We start from the raw sequence: 20,310 nt of genomic DNA, 5'->3' as shown, positions 1-20,310 counted from the left end.
AGTGGTTCACTGGCGGCGGGAGGTTGCGGCCAGGAGACACTACGCATGAATCTGGACTATTCCTCCGCTGATAACGCGTTCCGCGCGGACATCCGCAGCTGGCTCGAAGCGAATCTGCCTCGCGCGCTCAGCGACAAAGTTCTCAATCACAAACGTCTTTCCCGCGAGGATTTCGCGGATTGGCACAAGCTGCTCGGCACGCGCGGCTGGTCGGTGGTCGCGTGGCCAAAAGAGTATGGCGGTCCGGGTTGGGACGCGACTCAGCGGCATATCTGGGACGAAGAGTGTGCGCGCATCGGTGCACCGTCCGTGCTGCCCTTTGGCGTTTCGATGGTGGCGCCCGTGCTGATGAAATACGGCAACGAAGCGCAGAAGCGTCACTATTTGCCGCGCATTCTCGACGGTTCGGACTGGTGGTGCCAAGGCTATTCCGAGCCGGGTTCCGGTTCGGATCTGGCATCGTTGCGCACGCGTGCCGAACGCGTCGGCGATCATTACCTGGTCAACGGCCAGAAAACCTGGACCACGCTCGGTCAGTACGCGGACATGATGTTCTGCCTCGTGCGCACCGACAGCGGCGCGAAGAAGCAGGAGGGCATTTCGTTCCTGCTGATCGACATGAAGACCCCGGGCATCACGGTGCGGCCCATCATCACGCTTGACGAAGATCACGAAGTCAACGAAGTCTTTTTCGAAGACGTGAAAGTGCCGGTCGAGAATCTGGTCGGAGACGAGAACCGCGGCTGGACTTACGCAAAATATCTGCTCGGCCATGAGCGCACAGGTATTGCGCGCGTCGGGCAATCCAAGCGCGAACTGGTCTTTCTGAAACGTCTCGCGCTAGACCAGAAAAAGAATGGCAAGCCGTTGCTACAAGACCCGGTCTTCGCCGCCAAAGTGGCGAGCCTCGAGATCGAGTTGATGGCGCTCGAAGTCACCGTGCAACGCGTCGTTGCCAATGAAGCCGGCGGACGCGGACCGGGGCCCGAGGCGTCGATGCTGAAGATCAAAGGCACTGAGGTCCAGCAGGCGTTGACCGAACTGATGTTCGAAGCCGTCGGGCCACTTGCCGCGCCGTTCGACGTACCGTTCCTCGAAGGCGAACGCGAACATAGTCTGGCCGGCAACGACGACGCCGCGCCGCTAGCCGCGTACTACTTCAACTTCCGCAAGACGTCGATTTACGGCGGCTCGAACGAAATTCAAAAGAACATCATCGCGCAGATGATTCTCGGACTTTGAGGAGCGGCGCATGGACTTCAATTTCAACGACGAACAACAGCAATTCGCCGACGCATTGCGCCGTTATCTGGACAAGAGCTACGGGTTCGAGGCGCGCCAGGCGATTGTCCGCTCGGAAGCGGGCACGTCGGATACGCATTGGGCCGCATTCACCGAATTGGGCCTGACTGCGTTGCCGGTGCCGGAAGCACAAGGCGGTTTCAACGGCGGCCCGATCGACATGCTGGTGGTGATGCAGGAACTCGGCCGCGCGTTGGTCGTCGAGCCGTATTGGGCGACGGCGGTCGGCATCGAAGCATTGCGTCTTGCCGGCAGCGGGCAGGGCGAAGATGCGTCGTTGCTGGAGCGCGCGGCGCAGGGCGAGATCAAACTGTCCGTGGCATTTCACGAGCCCCACGCGCGCTACGATCTGTTCGACGTTGCCACGACCGCGAGTGGCGCCGGCGAGCAGCCGACCTTGACCGGCACGAAGTCGGTCGTGCTGCACGGTGCGCAAGCGCATTACTGGATCGTACCGGCCCGGCTGAATGGCGAAATCGCGCTGTTCGTCGTGGGGCGCGACGCAGCGGGCGTGAAGCTGACCGACTACCGTACGATCGACGGTCAACGCGCCGCGACGCTCGAATTCAACGGTACGCCCGCGCGCCGTCTCGAAGGTCAGCACGCCGGCGCGGCCGCGCTCGAACACATCGCGGACTACGGCACGGTTTTGCTGTGCGCCGAGGCGATCGGCGCGCTAGACGCGCTGAATCTCGCCACTGTCGACTACACCAAAACACGCCAGCAGTTCGGCCAGCCGATCGCGCGCTTTCAGGCCTTGCAGCACCGCATGGTCGAGATGCTGATTCACGCCGAGCAGGCACGTTCGGTCACCTATCTGGCCGCCATGCGCTACACCAGCGAAGACCCCGAGGAGCGTCGCCGGGCCGTCTCGGCCGCGAAGGCACGGGTTGGACAGGCCGCGCGTTTCGTCGGTCAGCAGGCGGTTCAGTTGCATGGCGGCATGGGCGTGACGAACGAAGTCGCGGCGGCGCATCTGTTCAAACGCCTTGCGATCATCGAAACCACGCTGGGCGATGTCGATCATCATCTCGCGCGGTTCGCCGCGCTGCCCGGCTTCATGACCGCCGAAGCCTGATTGGCCGGTCGATTCGGAAAACAAGGAGCGCGACAATGGGTTTCAGTTTCGAAGACATGGTGGTCGGCACGAGCGTTGAAGTCGGCAGGCACACGTTCACGCGAGAAGAGATTGTGGACTTCGCGCAAAAGTTCGATCCGCAACCGTTTCACCTGGACGAAGCCGCCGCTGCCCAGTCGCCGTTCCGCGGCCTGGTCGCGAGCGGTTGGCACACCTGTTCGGTGATGATGGGCATGCTCGTGCGCAACACGCTCGCCGGATCCACGTCGATGGGCTCGCCCGGCATCGACGATATTCGCTGGGTGAAGCCGGTGCGCGTAGGCGACACGATCACGATGAAGAACATCGTGCTCGACAAGCGCGTGTCGGAGAGCAAGCCGGATCGCGGCATCGTGTCGACGCAGTGGGAAGGCATCAACCAGCACGGCGAAACGGTGATCACGGTACGCTCGAAGGGATTGTTCGGACTGCGCAATCCGGGAGCGGCATCATGACGCTCGGTGCGACGCCTGCCGCGACATTCGGCGATGCCGCGGCGCTGCGTGAACTGATCGGCGCCGAGCCGCTAGTCAGCGAATGGTTGAGCGTCGATCAGGCGAGCGTCGATCGCTTCGCGCAAGCCACCGGCGATCACCAGTGGATTCACGTCGATCCGGAGCGGGCGCGGCGCGAGTCGCCGTTCGGCGGCCCGGTCGCACATGGTTTCCTGACCTTATCGTTGATCCCGGCGCTGCTCGGAAAGACAGTAGCGCTGCAGCAGCGAATGGGGGTGAACTACGGATTGAATCGCGTGCGGTTCACGTCGCCGGTGCCGGTCGGCTCGTCATTGCGGGCGAAATTCGCGGTCGACTCCGTCAGCGAGGTCGACAATGCCGGCGTGCAAGTGGTGTGGAACGTGACGCTGGAACGGCAGGGCAGTGAGCGACCGGTCTGCGTCGCGGAGTTCATCACGCGGCATTACTTCTAAGGCGAGCAAGGCCGGCGTGATCTGCTGGCATCGGCGTAGATGCAGAAGCCTGAATCCAGACACGAGCGCGAAGAAAAAAACGCGGGCGGCATTCATGCCGACCCGCGTTTTTTATGCCTCTACAGCGGCAACCGCACTTACATCACAACCACCGCAAACCTATCGCTTCGCATACTGCGTCGCGCCGAACAGCATTTCCTTCGCTTTCTCGTCCATGACCGGCTGGCGCACTGAAGCCAGCACGTCCACACCGCGCACCACGGCCGGACGTGCGGCAATTTCCTCATGCCAGCGCTTCACATGGGGAAACGCATCCAGATCGACGCCCTGGTTTTTCCACGAGCGCGTCCACGGAAACGCCGCGATGTCGGCGATCGTGTAGTCGTTGCCGGCAAGATACTGCGTCTTGCCGAGTTGTGTGTCCATCACACCGTACAGACGCCGCGTCTCGTTCGTGTAGCGATTGATCGCGTACTCGATCGGCTCCGGCGCGTAGATGCGGAAGTGGTGCGTTTGCCCGAGCATCGGACCGAGACCGCCCATCTGGAACATGAGCCACTGCAGTGTGTCATAGTGCGCAGCCGGATCGGTCGGCAGGAACTTGCCGGTCTTCTCGGCGAGATAGATCAGGATCGCGCCCGACTCGAACAACGCGAACGGTTGACCCTCGGCGCCTTTCGGACCCTCGGAGTCGACGATCGCGGGGATTTTGTTGTTCGGGCTGATGGCGAGGAATTCGGGCTTGAACTGATCGCCCGTGCCGATGTTCACGGCGTGCGCGGCGTAGTCGAGGCCCGTCTCCTCGAGCATGATGTGGACCTTGTGACCGTTCGGGGTTGCCCAGCTATAGACGTCTATCATCGTGGCTCCGTTGTTTCGTGAAAGCGGCGCCACGTAGGGCGCCGCTATTGACGAAAATTAGAGCATAGATCGCACGATGCTGCTGGCGGCCTCGCGGACCGTCACGAGGCCCGCCGCCGTGCTTATCTCATCAGATCACAACCTCAAGCCGCTTCAAACACGCGTAACCGGCATTTCCACACGAGCCGCCGCGCCGGCATCCAGATGCCGCGCCAGTTCGAGTTTGGCGATCGCGTTGCGATGCACTTCGTCGGGACCATCGGCGAAACGCAGCGTTCGCGCGGATGCATACGCATAGGCCAGCGGGAAATCGTCGCTGACGCCGCCGCCGCCATGGGCCTGAATGGCCCAGTCGATCACCTGGCACGCCATGTTCGGTGCGACCACCTTGATCATTGCAATCTCGCCGCGCGCGCCCTTGTTGCCGACCGTGTCCATCATGTACGCCGTCTTCAGCGTGAGCAGGCGCGCCTGTTCGATCATGCAGCGCGCCTCGGCCATGCGCTCCTGGGTGACGCCCTGAGCGGCCACCGGTTTGCCGAACGCCACGCGCTGCATGGAACGTTTCGCCATCAGTTCCAGCGCACGTTCGGCGAGGCCGATCAAACGCATGCAGTGGTGAATCCGTCCTGGTCCGAGGCGGCCCTGCGCAATCTCGAAACCGCGGCCTTCGCCGAGCAGCATATTGGTCACCGGTACGCGCACGTTGTCCAGCGTGATTTCCATGTGGCCGTGCGGCGCGTCGTCGTAACCGAACACGGTCAGCGGACGGTGCACGGTGATGCCCGTCGCCTCGGCGGGCACCAGGATCATCGACTGCTGCTCGTGGCGCGGCGCGTCCGGATCGGTCTTGCCCATGACGATATAGACCTTGCAGCGCGGATCGCCCGCGCCCGACGACCACCACTTGTGGCCGTTGATCACGTAGTAATCGCCGTCGCGCACGATGCTGGTCTGGATGTTGGTCGCATCCGACGACGCCACCTCCGGCTCCGTCATCAGAAACGCCGACCGTATCTGCCCTTGCAGCAGCGGCTCGAGCCATTCGCGCTTGTTGTCCTCGCTGCCGTAACGTTCGATCGTTTCCATGTTGCCGGTGTCGGGCGCGTTGCAGTTGAACACTTCCGGCGCCCAGGGCACGCGGCCCATGATTTCGCACAGCGGCGCGTATTCGAGATTCGTCAGGCCGGCGCCGCGTACGGATTCAGGCAGGAACAGATTCCACAAGCCCGCGTCGCGTGCCTTCATCTTGAGTTGTTCGATCAGTTCGGTGGGCAACCACGCGTTGCCGTTGTGGCGATTGCGTGCGATTTCCGCGTAGAACGCCTGTTCGTTCGGATAGATGTGCGCGTCGAAGAAGGCGAGCAGTTTCTCGCGCAATGCCTGAACCTTCGGGGTGTAATCGAAATTCATGTAGGACCTCGCGAATAAAACGGATAACGGACGATTAGGCTCGATGCGTTCAACGCACCTTCTGCGCGTAGCGCCAGGCGAGTTCCGCCATGGGTTTCGCACGGCTGCCGGCATCGAGCGCCTGAGCGCTGGCCGCGGTGCCGTCAACTACCCGCTTCATGATTCCTTGCAGAATCGCGGCGATGCGGAACATGTTGTAGGCCAGATAGAAGTTCCAGTCGCCGTGAATCTCGAAGCCGGTGCGCTCGCAATAACGCTTGACGTAGTCGGCCTCGTCGGGAATGCCGAGAGCCGCCCAATCGAGTCCCGCGATACCGCGGAATTGCGTCGGGTCGACATGCCACGCCATGCAGTGATAGGCAAAGTCGGCGAGCGGATCGCCGAGCGTCGACAGTTCCCAGTCGAGCACCGCGAGTACTTTCGGTTCGCTCGGGTGGAAGATCAGATTGTCGAGCCGGTAGTCGCCATGCACGATCGAGGCGCGCTCGCCCGTTTCCGCCGGCATGTGCTGCGGCAGCCAGTCGATCAGCCGATGCATCGCATCGATCGGCTCAGTTTCTGACGCAAGGTACTGCTTGCTCCAGCGGCCGATCTGGCGGGCGAAATAATTGCCCGGTTTGCCGTAGTCGGCGAGACCGGCGCTCGTGACGTCGACGCTGTGCAAAGCCGCGATCACGCGATTCATTTCGTCGTAAATCGCCGCGCGCCCGTCGTTCGTCATGCCGGGCAAGGACTGATCCCACAGCACGCGGCCCTCGACGAACTCCATCACGTAAAAGGCGCGGCCGATCACGCTTTCGTCGTCGCACAGGGCGAGCATGCGGGCGACCGGTACGTCGCTGCCGGCCAGCGCGTGCATCACACGGTACTCACGTTCCACGGCATGCGCGGACGGCAGCAGCTTCGCGGCCGGCCCGGGCTTGGCGCGCATCACGTAAGAGCGCGACGGCGTGACGAGTTTGAAGGTGGGATTGGACTGTCCGCCGGCGAACTGCTCCAGCGTGAGCGGCCCGGCAAATCCGTCGACATGCTGGATCAGCCATGCCGCGAGCGCGTCGCTGTCGAAGCGTTGCCGGTCGTTGACCGGGCGCGTGCCTTCGAAAGCCGAATAATCCGGTTTGTGTTCTGGTTCACCGCTCTGCGTGGCTTGCACCATGTGTCTCCTCCAGTTCGGGTTCAGCTACGCTTGTATTGAATGAATTGTGCGTAGAGCATTTCCATCGTCGTATTGCGGACGTCGCGATGCAGCGGCGACGGCGGTGAATAATTGATCGCGCGCAGCACCCAGTCGCGCGGAGCGGCGCCGACATCGAGCGCGTTGATGCAGCCGGTGGCTTGCGCGAGATGCCCGAAGAACGTGCGACCTCCCGCCGTGATGGCGTGCGACAGGATCGCGCGATTCACGCCGCCGTGCAGAACCAGCAGCACGGTGTCCCACGAGGTGTCGGCGCGCAAGGCGTCGATGGCAGGCAACACGCGATCAAACAAGGCGCCAATCGTCTCGCCGTCGAGAAAGCGCGTGCTTTCCGGCACGATGCCGTCGAACGCGCCGAGAAACGCGGCTTCGATATCCTGCGGCGGAATGTTGCCGAGCTTGCCGCCGCGAATTTCCTGCCACGCCGGTTCGACTTCGAGTTCGATCGGCTGCTGCGTTTGCGCCAGCACGCGCTGCGCGGTTTCGACGGTGCGCGGCAAGCCGCTCACGATCACGCGGTCGAAACGAACCTGCTGTTCGGCGAACACGCGGCCCGCCGCGCTGGCCTGCTCGCGGCCGTTGGCATTCAGCGGCACGGTTTCGGGATCGATCGCGCGGCCGGAATCGTCGAAGTAGGTGACGTCGCCGTGCCGCATCAGGAAGATGCGGCGGCGTTTGGGCAATTGATAGTCGGGCATGGTCGCTGCGCTCATTTGTAAATCGGCGCGCGCTTTTCGAGGAACGCGGAGATGCCTTCCAGACCATCGCGGTGATGCAGCGACGCGACGAAGCTGTCGCGCTCCGCGACCAGATGCTCGGCCAGCGGTTGCGCGCCTGCCGCGCCGATCAAACCCTTGATACGCGCGATCGAGTTGGGCGAAATCTTGCCGAGTTCGTCGGCCCACGCCACGGCGGCGTCGCGCACGGCGCCCGTTTTGGCCAGCTTGTTGACGACACCGAGTTCGTGCAAACGCGCGGCGCCGATCGGTTTGCCTTCGATCAGCACTTCAGTGGCCAGTTGACGCGGCAGCGCCTGGGCGAGGAACCATGAGCCGCCGCCGTCGGGCGTCAGGCCGACGCGTGCGTAGGACATGACGAATTTGGCGTCGTCGGCGGCGACGATCAGGTCGCACGCAAGCGCGAGCGAGAAGCCTGCACCGGCCGCCGCGCCGTCGACGGCGGCGATCACCGGTTTCGACGAGAGCCGCAATGCCGAAATCCATTCGCCCAGCAGATCGATGCTTTCGGCTTGCACGGACGGATCTTTTGCGCGGTTTTCCAGCAGGCGGTTCAGATTGCCGCCCGCGCAGAAAAAGTTGTCGGCGCCGGTAATCACCACGGCGCGGATCGACGGATCGCGTTCCGCCGAATCGAGCGCTTCGATGCCGGCTGCGTACATGTCCGGATGCAGCGCGTTGCGCGCGCCGGGGTTCGACAGCGTGAGGACCAGCGTCGATTCGCTTTCGGTCGGGCGCGAGGTCAGCAGTTCGGCGCTCATTGTTGGGTCTCCGGTTGCGTTTGCGTGTCTGCGGCGTCGCGTTGCGTCAGCGACAGGCCCAGTTGCGCGCGCCGCGCCAGCCACGGCGACGGACGATAACGCGGGTCGCCGAGCACGCTGAACATGTTGCGCAAGATGGTGAGGATCGTGCTCGAACCGAGCGCATCTCCCAGTGCGAGCGGGCCGCGCGGATAACCGAGGCCGAGCGTCACCGCGAGATCGATATCGTCGGGCGTGGCGATCTGCTTCTGCGCGATATCGCAGCCGATGTTGACGATCGTTGCCACGACGCGCTGCGCGACGAAGCCGGTCGAGTCGCGGATCACGGTGACTGGCACGCCGTCGGCGGCGAATAGAGCGTGGGCGGCGTCGCGCGCGGCGCGCGTGGTGGCGGGCGTTGTCATCAGCGTGCGGCGTTGCGCTGCCAGCAGCGGGAAGAGGGCGTCGATCGCGACGACGCGACGGGCGTCGAGGGCTTCGTCGACTGCGGCTGTGGTCGCGTCGTGACCGAACGGCGTGACCACGATCAACGAGTCGGCGGCGGGTGTCGCGCCTTCGTCGAGTGTCACGCCGGCCTGGCCGATCAGTTGAACGACGGCTTCACGCGCTTGCGGATAACGCTGGCTGACCCACACGCTGGCCGGCAAGGCCGAGGGCGCGGGCGCTTCGGCGGGCACCTGCTGCTTGCCGTCTTCGTAACGATAAAAACCTTCGCCGGTCTTGCGGCCGAGCAGTCCGCCCGCGAGTCTCGTGGCTGTGATCGGCGACGGCGTGAAGCGCGCCTCTTCATAGAACTGATGGTAGATCGACTCCATTACCGGATGCGACACGTCCAGCGCGGTCAGGTCGAGCAACTCGAACGGCCCGAGCCGGAAACCCGCCTGCTCGCGCATGATGCGGTCGATTTTGGCAAAGCTCGCGACACCTTCGCCCGCCACGCGCAAGCCTTCGGTATTCATACCGCGACCCGCGTGATTGACGATGAAGCCCGGCATGTCTTTCGCGCGCACCGGCGTGTGCCCCATGCGTCGGGCGAGATCCATCAACGCGTCGCCGGCGGCGGGGGCGCCGCGCAGACCGTCGATCACTTCGACGACCTTCATGAGCGGGACGGGATTGAAGAAGTGGTAGCCGACCACGCGGGACGGATCGGCACACGTGGCGGCAATCGCGGTGATCGACAGCGACGACGTATTCGACGCCAGCACGCAACGGCCGCTGACCACCGTCTCGAGTTCGCGGAATAACGCCTGTTTCACGTCGAGTTTCTCGACGATCGCCTCGACGACGAGGTCGCAGCCGGCGAGGTCGCCGATGGTTTGCGCGCCGCTCACGTTCGCCAGCGCGGCGAGCGAGCGGGCCTGATCGAGCTTGCCTTTGGCCGTTAATTTGGCGAAAGTCTCGGCGAGGTAATCGCGCGCGGCGCCGATCGCGGCAGGGTTGGTGTCGTACAGACGCACCGTGAGGCCGGCCAGCGCGGCAATCTGTGCGATGCCGCGCCCCATTGCTCCGGTTCCGACAATGCCGATAGTCTCGATACTGAAATTGCGAGAGGTCATTGTGATGCTCGACTCCATGGTTATTTTAGAATAGCACGATCGTGCAATTTACTGGATGATTGTTCGAAGGTCGCGGCTTTGACATGGATACCGATGCGTCGATGCACGGTCGCACCAACTCAAAGAAAGGAGACACCCGATGATCAAGCTGTGCGGTTTCGCGCTCTCTAACTATTACAACAAAGTGAAGTTCGTGCTCCTCGAACACGGCATTCCGTTCGAGGAAGTGTTCGTGAAGCCGAGCCAGGACGAAGCCGTGCTGGCACATTCGCCGCTCGGCAAGGTGCCATATCTGCAGACCGAAGATGGCGACCTGTGCGAGTCGCAATGCATTGTGGAATATCTGGCCGCGCGCTTTCCCGACAAGGCGATTTTCTCCGCCGATCCATGGGGAGCGGCGAAGGAGCGCGAACTGATCACGTTCGTCGACGTGCATCTCGAGTTGACCGCGCGCAATCTCTACAAGGAAGCGTTCTTTGGCGGCACTGTGACGGACGCGACCAAAGGGCGTGTCGAGAAACTGCTGGCGTATCACATTACCGGCTTCAAACGGATCGCGAAGTTCGGGCCGTATCTGAACGGCGAGCGTTTCAGCGTGGCCGACGCGGCGGGGTTCGTGAGCTTGCCGCTGGTGGGCATGGCGACGCAAACCATTTACGGCCGCGATTTGCTGCTCGATGCCGGCGTCGATTGGAAAAGCTATGTGAAGGCGATCAGTTCCCGGCCGGCTGCGCAACGCATCACCGACGACCGCAAGGCCTATGTCGCGGCGTCGCGCCCGGCTTGATGCGGTGTACGGCTGATTCAAACCCGCTGCGGTGCAGTGCCGCCTGAGCGTGTGACGGCGTGCCGTGCACGCCGTTCTGGCCGCGGCGCGCGATAGCGGGGAACGTGGTGTCGTTCGCGGCATCGCGCGGGGCGTCCTAGAGCCGCGCCAGCCGTTCGAGCGCGGTGGCGAGGGTGCTCTCCTGCTTGGCGAAGCAGAAGCGCACCACGCCCGATTCATGCGCCTCGTGATAGAACGCCGAGACCGGAATGGCCGCGACGCCGATCTCGCCGGTCAGCCATTGGGCGAACTCGGCTTCGGGCAAATCGCTGATGGCCGAATAGTCGACGCACTGGAAGTAGGTGCCCGTACACGGCAGCAGCTTGAAGCGCGAGTTCGCGAGACCCGCACGGAAGAAGTCGCGCTTCTGCTGATAAAACGCGGGTAGGTCGAGATACGGCGCCGGGTCTTTCATGTACTCGGCGAGACCGATCTGCATCGGCGTATTGACCGTGAATACGTTGAACTGATGCACTTTGCGGAACTCGGCCATGAGCGCGGCCGGCGCGGCCACGTAGCCGACTTTCCAGCCCGTCACGTGATAGGTCTTGCCGAAACTCGACACCACGAAACTGCGCTGCGCCAGCTCGGGGTAACGGGCCATGCTTTCGTGCGGCGCGCCGTCGAACACCATGTGTTCGTACACTTCGTCGGAGAGGATCAGCACGTTGGTGCCGCGCACGATCTCTTCGAGCTTGCGCATGTCTTGCTCGCGCCAGACCGTGCCGGTCGGATTGTGCGGCGTGTTGATCAGCAGCAGGCGCGTTTTCGGCGTGATCGCGGCGGCGAGTTTGTCGAACGGAATCGCGTAGTCGGGGGCTTCCAGCGTGACGAACACCGGCTTGCCGCCGGCCAGTTCGATGGACGGCACGTAGCTGTCGTAATTCGGTTCGATCACCACGACTTCGTCGCCCGGGTGGACCGTGCACAGAATCGCGGTCAGCAACGCCTGCGTGGCGCCCGCGGTCACGGTGATCTCCGTGTTGGCGTCGTAGCGGCGGCCATACAGTGTAGCGAGCTTGTCCGAAATCGCCTGACGCAGCGGCGCCGCACCGGCCATGGGCGGGTACTGATTATGGCCGTCGCGCATGGCGTTCGAGACCGCGTCGACAATGCGCGGATCGCAGCCGAAATCGGGAAAGCCCTGACCCAGATTCACCGCGCCTTTTTCGGCGGCGAGCGCGCTCATCACGGTGAAAATCGTCGTGCCGACGTTCGGCAGGCGGGACGGAAACGAAGGACTCGTGGGCGTGTCGTGCGGTGCATTCATGGCGCTGTCCGGAGCGTGATGGAGTGAGTGAGCGGTTGAGCCGAAACAGCAATCGCGTCGACGAACGGCGCGGGCTGCGCGATCTGGAAGCCGAAATCGCGCGCGATCCGTTTCGCGAGCTTCAACACCGCGCGGTCTTTCGAGACCAGCCAGTCGGCCTGCGCGGCATGGGCGAGTTCGAGAAACTTCTGGTCGTCGCGGTCTTTGCATTTGGGCAAAGGCCTGGCGTCTTCAGCCGGCGCGGCGGTTTCGACCCACTGCGAAAGCTGCGCGACGATCGCAAGCGCGGCGGCTTTATCCACGTTTCGATGCACGAATTGCGGATAGTCGAGCACGTAGGCGAGTTCGCCGAGGCAGCGCGCGTCGATCAGCGCGACCAGCGTGCCGCTTTCGAGCGCGGCGCGAATCGGCCGCGTATGCGGGTCGTCGAACACGAGAATATCGATCCACACATTGGAATCGAGGACGACGCGCAAAGCGCCGTGTGAGGCATGGGAACCGGGCATTCGTTACAATCTGGCTTTCGTCTTTGACCGCCAGGCACGGCGTGCCTGCAAGCCTCTATGATAATCGTTCTGTCGCCGGCGAAATCGCTCGACTACGAAACCCCACCGCACGTCAAAAAACACACCATCCCCGATTTTGTCGACGAAGCGGCCGAATTGATCGGCGGATTGCGTCGTTTGTCGCCGCAGCAGATCGCTTCGTTGATGGACATCTCGGATCAGCTCGCGCATCTGAACTTCCAGCGTTACGCGGAGTGGTCGCCGAAGTTCGATACGCGCAACGCCAAGCAGGCGGTGCTCGCGTTCAATGGCGACGTGTACGAGGGCTTCAACGCGAAGACCTTGTCGTCGGCCGATCTGGACTATGCGCAGAGCCACGTGCGGGTGCTGTCGGGCCTCTACGGCCTATTGCGTCCGCTCGATCTGCTGCAACCGTACCGGCTCGAAATGGGCACGCGCTTCGCCAATCCGCGCGGTAAGGATCTGTACGCATTCTGGGGCGAGCGGATCACGCAGGCCCTGAATGCGCAGTTCAAGAAAAACGCCGCAGCATCCCAGGTGCTGGTGAATTGCGCCTCGGGCGAATATTTCAAGTCGGTCAAACCGAAGCTGCTCGACGCGCCGGTCGTCACGCCCGTGTTCGAGGACTGGAAAGGCGGCCGCTACAAGATCATCAGCTTCCATGCAAAGCGCGCGCGCGGCCTGATGGCGCGCTATGCGGTGGAAAACCGTCTCGACAGGCCTGAACAACTCAAGGCGTTCGACTCCGAAGGTTATGCGTTCGACGCCGCGGCATCGAACGATTCCACTTACGTATTCCGCCGCCGCGTCGCTGAATAAGCGTTGAAGCGTTTCGCGGTGCAACCAGTAGGGAAGAACACCATGACGTTATCCATCACGAGTCACTTCGACGCCGGCGCGATCGAAGTCCTGTCTTGCGAAGACGCGGGCAACATCCGTCTGCGCGTGCGGCCGGACAGCCACGCCGAATTCGCGCAGTGGTTTTATTTCCGTGTGTCCGGCGCGGCGGGCGAGCGCTGCGTGATGACGTTCGAGAATGCCGCCGCGTGCGCGTTCGCCGAAGGTTGGCGCGACTATCAGGCGGTTGCGAGCTATGACCGGGTGAACTGGTTTCGCGTACCGACCTCGTACGACGGCCGCGTGCTGACGATCGATCACACGCCGGATTTCGACCGCATCTATTACGCGTATTTCGAGCCGTATAGCGAGGAGCGCCATTCGGAGTTTCTCGGCGCGGTGCAGCAGTTGCCGCAGGCCGCGCTGACCGAATTGGGCACGACCGTCGAAGGCCGGCCCATGTCGCTGCTCACGCTCGGCACGCCGGAAACCGGCGACACGCCGAAGAAGAAAATCTGGCTGATCGCACGCCAGCATCCGGGCGAGACGATGGCCGAATGGTTTATCGAAGGTCTGGTGAAGCGGCTCGCGGGCTGGGGCGATTGGGCGGGCGATCCGGTCGCGCGCAAGCTCTACGATCACGCGGTGTTTTATATCGTGCCGAACATGAATCCGGACGGCAGCGTGCACGGCAATCTGCGCACCAACGCGGCCGGTGCGAACCTGAATCGCGAATGGATGGAGCCGGACGCCGCGCGCAGCCCTGAAGTGCTGGTGGTGCGAGACGCGATTCACGCCGTGGGTTGCGACCTGTTCTTCGACATTCACGGCGACGAGGCGCTGCCCTATGTGTTCGTGGCCGGCTCCGAAATGCTGCCGGGATTTACCGAACGGCAGGGCGAGGAGCAGAAGGCGTTCATCGAAGCGTTCAAGCAGGCGAGCCCGGACTTCCAGGACAAGTATGGCTATGCCGCGAGCAAGTATCGCGAGGACGCGTTGAAGCTGGCGTCGAAGTACATCGGCAATGAATTCGGCTGCCTGTCGCTAACGCTGGAAATGCCGTTCAAGGACAACGCCAATCTGCCCGACGAGCGCGTCGGCTGGAACGGCGATCGTAGCGCGTCGCTAGGCGCGGCCATGCTGCAGGCGATTTTGCGGCACGTGGAGACGTTTGCTTAAGGCGGCTGCTGTATAGAAAAAGAGGCACGCACGGTGTGACGTGCGTGCCTCTTTTTTTGCGGCTGAGGTTTGGGCGGGCGAGGGCTTGTGGCTTGTGACCCATCGCGAATGGCGTATGGTCGTTCGCCTTGGCTCGCCGGGTCTGCGCCGGTGTTCGTCTATCTGCTACTGCGTCTTCTTCTTCGTCGTGGTCTTTTTCGCGCTCGATTTGCTCGAAGACTTGCTCGACGTCGTTTTCGACTTCGACGACTTGCCTGAACTGGCCTTGGACGACTTCGTCGTCGCTTTCTTCGTGCTCTTGCCGCTAGCGGAGTGCTTGCCCTTGACGCTCTTATGCTTGCCCGCCACAGCGCGCGACCCCGTAGGCTCGCCGCTGCGCGCGCGGGCCGGCGGCACCGGGTCGTTCCAGCTGAACGCCAGCATCTGGGCGCCGACATAGCCGCAGCGGAATTTCAGATCGGCTGGATCTCCGCCACCGCCTTGCGGAATGCCGAGCCCTTCGACGATGACGATGTTTTCGACCTTGACGCGTTGCTTGCCCTCGTCGAACGAATCGTTCCAGGGCGTGACCGACGCATGCGCGCTGTCGAAAGAGCTGGGAGGAAACTCGACGTGATCGAAAGCGGTCGAGGTGCCGGCGACAAAATTGCCATGAGCGGCGCAGTCCGCGACGAGCGGGTCCGCATGCATGTCATTGACAAATTTGTTGACGAGATCGTTGTGCTGTTCGAGTTGATCGGCGAATGCGGGGGCGCCACAGATGAGCGAGAGACTCGCTGCAAGTGTCGCCAACCGGCCGACCAGCCGCAGCAATCGGCGCGGGACGTTGGTGCGATCCATCAAGTTCGTTAGACGCTAATGTGACATGAGGCACGTAAGATGCCTCGCGATAGGGTGGAGTTCAATCCTGGCACAAATATTTTGTTCTGTCGTGGTGTGCGCGATCGAGGCGGCTCGAGACGATCGTCTGGCGGATCGCCGCGAATGCGCATGCCATGCAGAGTCTGAGTCAGGTGCGTGGTCCGCCCAGTCGGTATCTCCGGACGTCGTAAGTGGTGACCCAGGCGGGGCGGTAGACCGCGATCAGCGCGGTCGACATGCCCGTGAACCAGGCTTCGCCGGTGGCGAGTAGCAGCACGCTGAACGCGTAGCCGGCAGGCATCACGGTCATCGAGCCATCGGCCAGCGTGATGTGAATGCCGAGCGCGGCGGCGGCGGTGAGCGACACGGCGATAGCCGGCGAGATGAAGCCCTGGCCGAAGATAAACATGAAGAGGTTGCGCGGCAGCCAGGCAATGCTGGCGCGCTGGACCAGCGTCGAAATGCCGACCGGCAATGCGCCGTACACGAGGAACGTCAGCGCGATACCTTGCCACGGAGCGTCGAAGACGACGGCCGCAAGACCAGTGACCACCGCCATGGCGATCAGTGCCAGTGCCCAGTCGAAGAGCGTGACGACGAGCGTGGCGCCGAGCAGATGCATCACCGTGCCGTCGTCGAGCCACGCATTACTTGCCCACAGCACGGACACTGCGACGATGATCGCAAGCCAGACATGCTGCAAGGTGCCGTCCTGAAGTCGTTTGAAAGGATTTTTCCACAGCGCGAGCGCGACCACTATCGCAGTGGCGATCCAGCCACCGACAGCGACCCAGAACGGAAGCGGTGTGTAGAGGAAACCCATGTATCTCATATTACTCGTTGGACGAGAAAAGGTGTGAGCGGATTCCATGCCAGCGGGCATGGATGCCGTCACGACGTGCGCGCTTAGCCTCTGGCATGTTCATTTGGAGCCGCTATGCCGCTCCTAGCGGAGGCGGTTCCAATGACGGTCCGGCGGGCGGGGCGTCGCCATAGGGCGGGCTCGGTTCGGCTGCCATGTCCAGTGGAACCGTCGTGTCGTTGACCGGCAACGGATAGTGAAAGCCCCTGCGCAGTCGGCGCCGCAATGGCACGACGTTGCTTTGTCCCATGATCGGACGCGTGGTGCCGTCACCGCCGTTGCGCAGCACTTGCAAATGATTCGATAGCCAGCCGTTGTAGAGCGCGACCGCCGCGGCACGATTGGGTGCGCCGAGTTGCTGGAATATGCTGGTCAGGTGAATCTTGACGGTGCCTTCGCTGATGCCGAGGGTGCGCGCAATCATCTTATTGGTGCTGCCCATGTGGACGCAGCGCATGATCTGCTCCTGGCGCGGCGACAGCACGCTGGACAGTTTGCCGCGCCGCGGCGGCGGCGTTTTTTCGTCGAATGGGCGGATGGCGATGTCCGGCGGTAGCGGAGGATTGAGCGCCAACGCGCCGGGCGGCACGTAGTGACCGCCCAGCAGCACCATTTCGAATGCGCGCACGATCAGGCAAGGATCGGTTTCGCGTGAGACCACACCGAGCACGCCTTCGTCCATGAGCGCTCGCACATGGATAGGGGATATCTGGTCCGTGAGCACGGCGATGCGCAGGTCCGGGTAATGGCTGAGCAGATGGCGGGTATCCGCCACCGACATCCAGTCCTGCCAGTCGATCACGAGCAGGTCGGGCCACTGACGCTTGAGCGTGCGTTCAACTTGACGCCAGTCTTGTGCTTCGTTGAAGCGTGCCAGCCGATCGATTTGCCGCAGTATTACTTTGAGCCCATCACGGCGTTCCGCGTCTGAGTTGAGTATCGAGAATCGCATGCATGTCTCCAGATGAATCGGGCGAGGTGGCGCGATGCGCGCACCCGGCAAACGCGTCGGGTGCAGTGCGATGCGTTGCCGTTCCTATGATGACAAATTCCCTTCAACTTGACGGCCTGTCCAAAAGGCATAGGAGGAATGACGTAAGAAAGCCTGGGCGTAAAAAAACCCCGCGAGCGGCGGGGCTTTTTTCTCTCGACGGCGATGCGGTCTTGCGGTTGCCGCGCCGATGCTCAATGGTGTTCAGTGGAAATGCGGTTGGGCGGGTTCGGCGTCTTCCGGCATCTCGGCGTGGACGATTTCGCCGAGCGGATCGGCGTAGAGCGGTACGCCGCAGTCGTCGCAATATTCAGGCTCGAAGCGACCCGCATGACGGCGCACGTCGGTCACGCCGGTATCTTTGAGCAACGCGACGATTTCTTCGAGCGGATCGTCCGATGCGGCGACTTCCTGCGGTTCCTCGTCGATACCGGGTTCGCTGTTCTCGCGGCCGTACAGCGGCCAGACGACGCCGTAGATCACGTCGTTACTGCCCCGGCGCGTGAAACCGACGCGGTATTCGTCGATGCGGCGTTCGCCGAAACCGGCGACGACCGCGCGCAATTCTTGCGGCGCGGCGCCGATCGTATCGAACAGGTAGCGCACGGCGGTGCGCACCGTGTGAGGACGCACGCGTTCGTCGGCGTCGCGGCAGGCCGAATAATAGGCATCCGGCAACAGGCATTCGAACTCGCAGCCCGGCAGCACCAGCGACAGATTGGCGCCGCCTTGCGTGGTCCATTGTTCGAGGCACTGACCGCGCTCGATCCGGCTGCCATGCTCTTCTTCCTGCCAGCGGAAGGTCGGCTCGCCCACTGGTGCCGCCACCACTGCCAGCAGGAAACGCGGGTCGGCCAGAATCGGCGAGGTTTCCGGCAACTCGCCGAAATTGAGTTTGGCGTTGCCGCCGGCCATTGCTGCCTGCGTAAGTTGCTGGGCGATGCGCCACGTTTCGACGTGATGGCGCGGCAACTGATCGATGCTGTACATGAACGGCGCCATGGCCACGCGCGTATTGGCCGCTAGCACATGAGCCTGCAGATGCGCGCGCAGGGCGTCGGCCGCGTCGGTTTTGAGCGGGCCCGACGGAATCATGTAGCGGGTCCAGGCGAGCACGGGTGCCGCGATCAGCAGCGCTTCATAAGACACGCCCTCATGCTCGACGATGAACGACTCGCTGTGAGTTTCCGCCATGTCGGCGAGCGCGCCGTAAGCATCGGGATGATTCTGCTGCAGATGATCGAGCGCTGCGTCCAGCGTGGTCTGGTTGGCGTTGCGGACGATCTTGGTCAGCAGCGCGTCGAGTTTCGCTTCCCAGAAGCGGTCTTCGGTTCGGCTGCCCGACGCGAAAAGCGCGAGCGAGAGACCGACAAGCTTGTCGGCATCGGGGGGGAGACGTTTGGCGATTCGCGAGCGCATAAATCCGGAAGTTGGGGTGCACAGAACCTTATATTCTAGTCTTTTCTCCGCCGCCATATTATTTGGCTAGTTACGCAGCGCGGATTAAGGTAATTCTGCGTGGGGATTTCTGTCTTTCCCACATGGCGCGAGGCCACGTTGCCCGCCGACCCTGGTCGGTTGATATAAGGCGCCCCCGGAGGCTTGACTCGCTTCTATACTGACCGCTTTCAGCGATCGTCTGACAAGTGTGTGTCCACTCGCCGCCGTGGCTTGGCGCAACAGGAGATTCATTGTGAAATCGGACCAACTGATCGAACGTCTTGCCGCGGTATTCGCACTGATCATTCTGGTGGGCGGGTCGCTGCTGGTACTTGCGCCTTTTACGACTGCGCTGCTGTGGGGCGCCATCCTCAGCTATAGCTCGTGGGGCTTGTATCGGCGGTTGACCGCGGCGGTGGGCGGCCGGCGCAAGTGGGCCGCCACGTTGATCGTGATCATCATTCTGATCGTGGTGCTTGGGCCGTTCGTCTATGCGGGCTTTGCGTTCGGCGCGCATGTCCATGAAATCGTCGCGCTGGTGCAGAGGCTCTTCGAGGCTGGGTTGCCGGATCTGCCGCCGTGGGTGGCAGGTATTCCCCTGGTTGGTTCGAGCATCGAGACCTTCTGGGAACATCTAACCAGCGGGAATTCAGAGCTGATCGCGCAGTTGCATTCGTTTGCTGCACCCGCCGGCAAGTGGATTCTTGCAGCAGCGCTTGCGGTTACGCACGGTTTGGGGCTGTTGGCGTTGAGTATCGTGCTCGCTTTCTTCTTCTATACCGGCGGAGAGGGCGCTGCTGCCTGGTTGAATGCGGGCATGCGGCGGATCGCGGGCGAGCGCGCCGATTACTTGCTGGCATTGGCCGGCAGCACCGTGAAGGGCGTGGTCTACGGGATTCTCGGCACGGCGCTCGTGCAAGGGATTCTGGCTGGATTCGGCTGCTGGATCTCTGGCGTGCCGGCGCCGGCGCTGCTTGGGCTGGCGACCTTCTTCCTATCCGTGATACCAGGCGGCCCGGTGGTCGTGTGGTTGCCCGCGGCGATCTGGTTGTACCACGGTGGCGCGACTGGCTGGGCTATCTTTCTGGTTGTGTGGGGCGTGCTGGTTGTCGGTATGTCCGACAACGTCATCAAGCCGATCCTGATCGGCAAAAATAGCGATATGCCGCTGATTCTGGTGATGCTGGGCATCCTGGGCGGTGCGTTTGCGTTCGGTTTTCTCGGTGTTTTCATCGGACCGACGTTGCTTGCGGTTGCCTATACCGTGCTACATGACTGGACGATCGGCGTGCCGGGTGCACGCGCGCTTGCGCCGGATCTAAAAGTGCCGGTTGTTGACGAGCCGGGGCGGGTAGAGAAGGCGCCTTGAATAAATTCGAAATAACGCTTGCAAGGCCCTGCGCGGGTCGCTAGAATCTCGCTCTTTCGTGCTTCGGACACCGGGGCACGGGAGGCGGGAGAGCCAGCAATGGCAAGGGTTTCAGCGAAGTGAACGGGTTCGGAAAGTTAGAAAAACCTGTTGACGACGCAGCGAAAGTTCTTCATAATCTCGTTTCTCTGCTGCAGATGCAGCGACGCAGAACGAAGCAGTGCCGGTAGTTGTGATGTTGACGACGCGGGTGCGGCTCCGGTAGTGAATGCGTA

General features: G+C 62.6%; 20 protein-coding genes. 8 read left to right on the top strand and 12 right to left on the bottom strand.

The window, feature by feature from the left end; genetic code table 11:
* The first annotated feature begins 45 nt into the window (after window positions 1-45).
* From B0G83_RS33215 to B0G83_RS33200, 4 genes are read left to right on the top strand one after another with little or no spacing between them, the layout of a single operon-like run.
* Complete coding sequence (locus B0G83_RS33215) at window positions 46-1,242, top strand: acyl-CoA dehydrogenase family protein (protein WP_105511571.1); 1,197 nt, start codon at window positions 46-48, stop codon at window positions 1,240-1,242.
* 10 nt (window positions 1,243-1,252) lie between these two features.
* Entirely contained in the window at window positions 1,253-2,380 is a 1,128-nt protein-coding gene (locus B0G83_RS33210) for an acyl-CoA dehydrogenase family protein (RefSeq protein ID WP_105511570.1), read from the top strand.
* A gap of 35 nt (window positions 2,381-2,415) precedes the next feature.
* Window positions 2,416-2,874 carry a MaoC family dehydratase gene (locus B0G83_RS33205; RefSeq protein ID WP_105511569.1) on the top strand — a complete coding sequence of 153 codons (459 nt, stop codon included), beginning with the start codon at window positions 2,416-2,418 and terminating at the stop codon, window positions 2,872-2,874.
* Window positions 2,871-3,347 (top strand): MaoC family dehydratase, encoded by a 477-nt coding sequence (locus B0G83_RS33200; RefSeq protein WP_105511568.1) that lies wholly within the window; start codon window positions 2,871-2,873, stop codon window positions 3,345-3,347. The genes B0G83_RS33205 and B0G83_RS33200 overlap by 4 nt, the downstream gene beginning before the upstream one ends.
* A gap of 159 nt (window positions 3,348-3,506) precedes the next feature.
* On the opposite strand, the gene B0G83_RS33195 is transcribed toward B0G83_RS33200, so the two are convergent.
* From B0G83_RS33195 to B0G83_RS33170, 6 genes are all read right to left on the bottom strand, one after another.
* Window positions 3,507-4,208, bottom strand: coding sequence for a glutathione binding-like protein (locus B0G83_RS33195; protein ID WP_105511567.1), 702 nt, complete (start codon window positions 4,206-4,208; stop codon window positions 3,507-3,509).
* Between the two features lie 153 nt (window positions 4,209-4,361).
* Complete coding sequence (locus B0G83_RS33190) at window positions 4,362-5,621, bottom strand: acyl-CoA dehydrogenase family protein (RefSeq protein WP_105511566.1); 1,260 nt, start codon at window positions 5,619-5,621, stop codon at window positions 4,362-4,364.
* 49 nt (window positions 5,622-5,670) lie between these two features.
* Complete coding sequence (locus B0G83_RS33185) at window positions 5,671-6,777, bottom strand: phosphotransferase (RefSeq protein WP_105511565.1); 1,107 nt, start codon at window positions 6,775-6,777, stop codon at window positions 5,671-5,673.
* Between the two features lie 20 nt (window positions 6,778-6,797).
* The gene (locus tag B0G83_RS33180) at window positions 6,798-7,514 is read right to left on the bottom strand and encodes a histidine phosphatase family protein (RefSeq protein WP_105511646.1); all 717 of its coding nucleotides are present in this window, start codon (window positions 7,512-7,514) and stop codon (window positions 6,798-6,800) included.
* A gap of 11 nt (window positions 7,515-7,525) precedes the next feature.
* On the bottom strand, window positions 7,526-8,314 hold the full coding sequence (locus B0G83_RS33175) for an oxepin-CoA hydrolase, alternative type (RefSeq protein ID WP_105511564.1): 789 nt from the start codon (window positions 8,312-8,314) through the stop codon (window positions 7,526-7,528).
* A complete protein-coding gene (locus B0G83_RS33170) occupies window positions 8,311-9,873 on the bottom strand; it encodes a 3-hydroxyacyl-CoA dehydrogenase (RefSeq protein ID WP_105511645.1) in 1,563 nt (520 codons plus the stop codon). Before B0G83_RS33170 ends, B0G83_RS33175 begins: the two co-directional genes overlap by 4 nt.
* Before the next feature lie 139 nt (window positions 9,874-10,012).
* Between B0G83_RS33170 and B0G83_RS33165 the strand changes: the two genes are divergently transcribed.
* On the top strand, window positions 10,013-10,660 hold the full coding sequence (locus B0G83_RS33165; RefSeq protein WP_105511563.1) for a glutathione S-transferase: 648 nt from the start codon (window positions 10,013-10,015) through the stop codon (window positions 10,658-10,660).
* Between the two features lie 136 nt (window positions 10,661-10,796).
* On the opposite strand, the gene B0G83_RS33160 is transcribed toward B0G83_RS33165, so the two are convergent.
* Entirely contained in the window at window positions 10,797-11,969 is a 1,173-nt protein-coding gene (locus tag B0G83_RS33160; protein ID WP_105511562.1) for a pyridoxal phosphate-dependent aminotransferase, read from the bottom strand.
* Window positions 11,966-12,475 (bottom strand): putative toxin-antitoxin system toxin component, PIN family, encoded by a 510-nt coding sequence (locus B0G83_RS33155; RefSeq protein ID WP_105511561.1) that lies wholly within the window; start codon window positions 12,473-12,475, stop codon window positions 11,966-11,968. The genes B0G83_RS33160 and B0G83_RS33155 overlap by 4 nt, the downstream gene beginning before the upstream one ends.
* A 57-nt stretch (window positions 12,476-12,532) precedes the next feature.
* On the opposite strand from B0G83_RS33155, the gene yaaA reads away from it, so the two are divergent.
* Both yaaA and B0G83_RS33145 read left to right on the top strand, forming a co-directional pair.
* A complete protein-coding gene (yaaA, locus tag B0G83_RS33150; RefSeq protein ID WP_105511560.1) occupies window positions 12,533-13,315 on the top strand; it encodes a peroxide stress protein YaaA in 783 nt (260 codons plus the stop codon).
* 42 nt (window positions 13,316-13,357) lie between these two features.
* Window positions 13,358-14,512, top strand: a complete 1,155-nt coding sequence (locus B0G83_RS33145) for a M14-type cytosolic carboxypeptidase (protein WP_105511559.1) — start codon at window positions 13,358-13,360, stop codon at window positions 14,510-14,512.
* 165 nt (window positions 14,513-14,677) lie between these two features.
* On the opposite strand, the gene B0G83_RS33140 is transcribed toward B0G83_RS33145, so the two are convergent.
* The 4 genes from B0G83_RS33140 to B0G83_RS33125 all read right to left on the bottom strand — a co-directional run bounded on the left by B0G83_RS33140 (window position 14,678) and on the right by B0G83_RS33125 (window position 18,645).
* The gene (locus B0G83_RS33140; protein ID WP_105511558.1) at window positions 14,678-15,352 is read right to left on the bottom strand and encodes a BspC domain-containing protein; all 675 of its coding nucleotides are present in this window, start codon (window positions 15,350-15,352) and stop codon (window positions 14,678-14,680) included.
* A 169-nt stretch (window positions 15,353-15,521) separates the two neighbouring features.
* Window positions 15,522-16,196, bottom strand: coding sequence for an energy-coupling factor ABC transporter permease (locus B0G83_RS33135; protein ID WP_105511557.1), 675 nt, complete (start codon window positions 16,194-16,196; stop codon window positions 15,522-15,524).
* A 112-nt stretch (window positions 16,197-16,308) separates the two neighbouring features.
* Complete coding sequence (locus B0G83_RS33130; RefSeq protein ID WP_105511556.1) at window positions 16,309-17,187, bottom strand: response regulator transcription factor; 879 nt, start codon at window positions 17,185-17,187, stop codon at window positions 16,309-16,311.
* A 243-nt stretch (window positions 17,188-17,430) separates the two neighbouring features.
* Entirely contained in the window at window positions 17,431-18,645 is a 1,215-nt protein-coding gene (locus B0G83_RS33125) for a DUF2863 family protein (RefSeq protein WP_105511555.1), read from the bottom strand.
* A gap of 274 nt (window positions 18,646-18,919) precedes the next feature.
* Between B0G83_RS33125 and B0G83_RS33120 the strand changes: the two genes are divergently transcribed.
* Window positions 18,920-20,035: an AI-2E family transporter gene (locus tag B0G83_RS33120; RefSeq protein WP_181157151.1), complete on the top strand. Its 1,116-nt coding sequence runs from the start codon at window positions 18,920-18,922 to the stop codon at window positions 20,033-20,035.
* Window positions 20,036-20,310: the final 275 nt, after the last annotated feature.

The organism is Paraburkholderia sp. BL21I4N1 (assembly GCF_002973525.1).
In the GTDB taxonomy this organism is placed as follows: Bacteria; Pseudomonadota; Gammaproteobacteria; order Burkholderiales; family Burkholderiaceae; genus Paraburkholderia.
The sequence above is the reverse complement of the archived record's forward strand: the minus strand, read 5'-3'. Positions and strand labels throughout refer to the sequence as shown.

Coding starts and splice junctions, on each gene's coding strand:
- B0G83_RS33215 (WP_105511571.1), top strand. CDS start 46: ATGAATCTGGACTATTCCTCCGCTGATAACGCGTTCCGCGCGGACATC.
- B0G83_RS33210 (WP_105511570.1), top strand. CDS start 1,253: ATGGACTTCAATTTCAACGACGAACAACAGCAATTCGCCGACGCATTG.
- B0G83_RS33205 (WP_105511569.1), top strand. CDS start 2,416: ATGGGTTTCAGTTTCGAAGACATGGTGGTCGGCACGAGCGTTGAAGTC.
- B0G83_RS33200 (WP_105511568.1), top strand. CDS start 2,871: ATGACGCTCGGTGCGACGCCTGCCGCGACATTCGGCGATGCCGCGGCG.
- B0G83_RS33195 (WP_105511567.1), bottom strand. CDS start 4,208: ATGATAGACGTCTATAGCTGGGCAACCCCGAACGGTCACAAGGTCCAC.
- B0G83_RS33190 (WP_105511566.1), bottom strand. CDS start 5,621: ATGAATTTCGATTACACCCCGAAGGTTCAGGCATTGCGCGAGAAACTG.
- B0G83_RS33185 (WP_105511565.1), bottom strand. CDS start 6,777: ATGGTGCAAGCCACGCAGAGCGGTGAACCAGAACACAAACCGGATTAT.
- B0G83_RS33180 (WP_105511646.1), bottom strand. CDS start 7,514: ATGCCCGACTATCAATTGCCCAAACGCCGCCGCATCTTCCTGATGCGG.
- B0G83_RS33175 (WP_105511564.1), bottom strand. CDS start 8,314: ATGAGCGCCGAACTGCTGACCTCGCGCCCGACCGAAAGCGAATCGACG.
- B0G83_RS33170 (WP_105511645.1), bottom strand. CDS start 9,873: ATGACCTCTCGCAATTTCAGTATCGAGACTATCGGCATTGTCGGAACC.
- B0G83_RS33165 (WP_105511563.1), top strand. CDS start 10,013: ATGATCAAGCTGTGCGGTTTCGCGCTCTCTAACTATTACAACAAAGTG.
- B0G83_RS33160 (WP_105511562.1), bottom strand. CDS start 11,969: ATGAATGCACCGCACGACACGCCCACGAGTCCTTCGTTTCCGTCCCGC.
- B0G83_RS33155 (WP_105511561.1), bottom strand. CDS start 12,475: ATGCCCGGTTCCCATGCCTCACACGGCGCTTTGCGCGTCGTCCTCGAT.
- yaaA (WP_105511560.1), top strand. CDS start 12,533: ATGATAATCGTTCTGTCGCCGGCGAAATCGCTCGACTACGAAACCCCA.
- B0G83_RS33145 (WP_105511559.1), top strand. CDS start 13,358: ATGACGTTATCCATCACGAGTCACTTCGACGCCGGCGCGATCGAAGTC.
- B0G83_RS33140 (WP_105511558.1), bottom strand. CDS start 15,352: ATGGATCGCACCAACGTCCCGCGCCGATTGCTGCGGCTGGTCGGCCGG.
- B0G83_RS33135 (WP_105511557.1), bottom strand. CDS start 16,196: ATGGGTTTCCTCTACACACCGCTTCCGTTCTGGGTCGCTGTCGGTGGC.
- B0G83_RS33130 (WP_105511556.1), bottom strand. CDS start 17,187: ATGCGATTCTCGATACTCAACTCAGACGCGGAACGCCGTGATGGGCTC.
- B0G83_RS33125 (WP_105511555.1), bottom strand. CDS start 18,645: ATGCGCTCGCGAATCGCCAAACGTCTCCCCCCCGATGCCGACAAGCTT.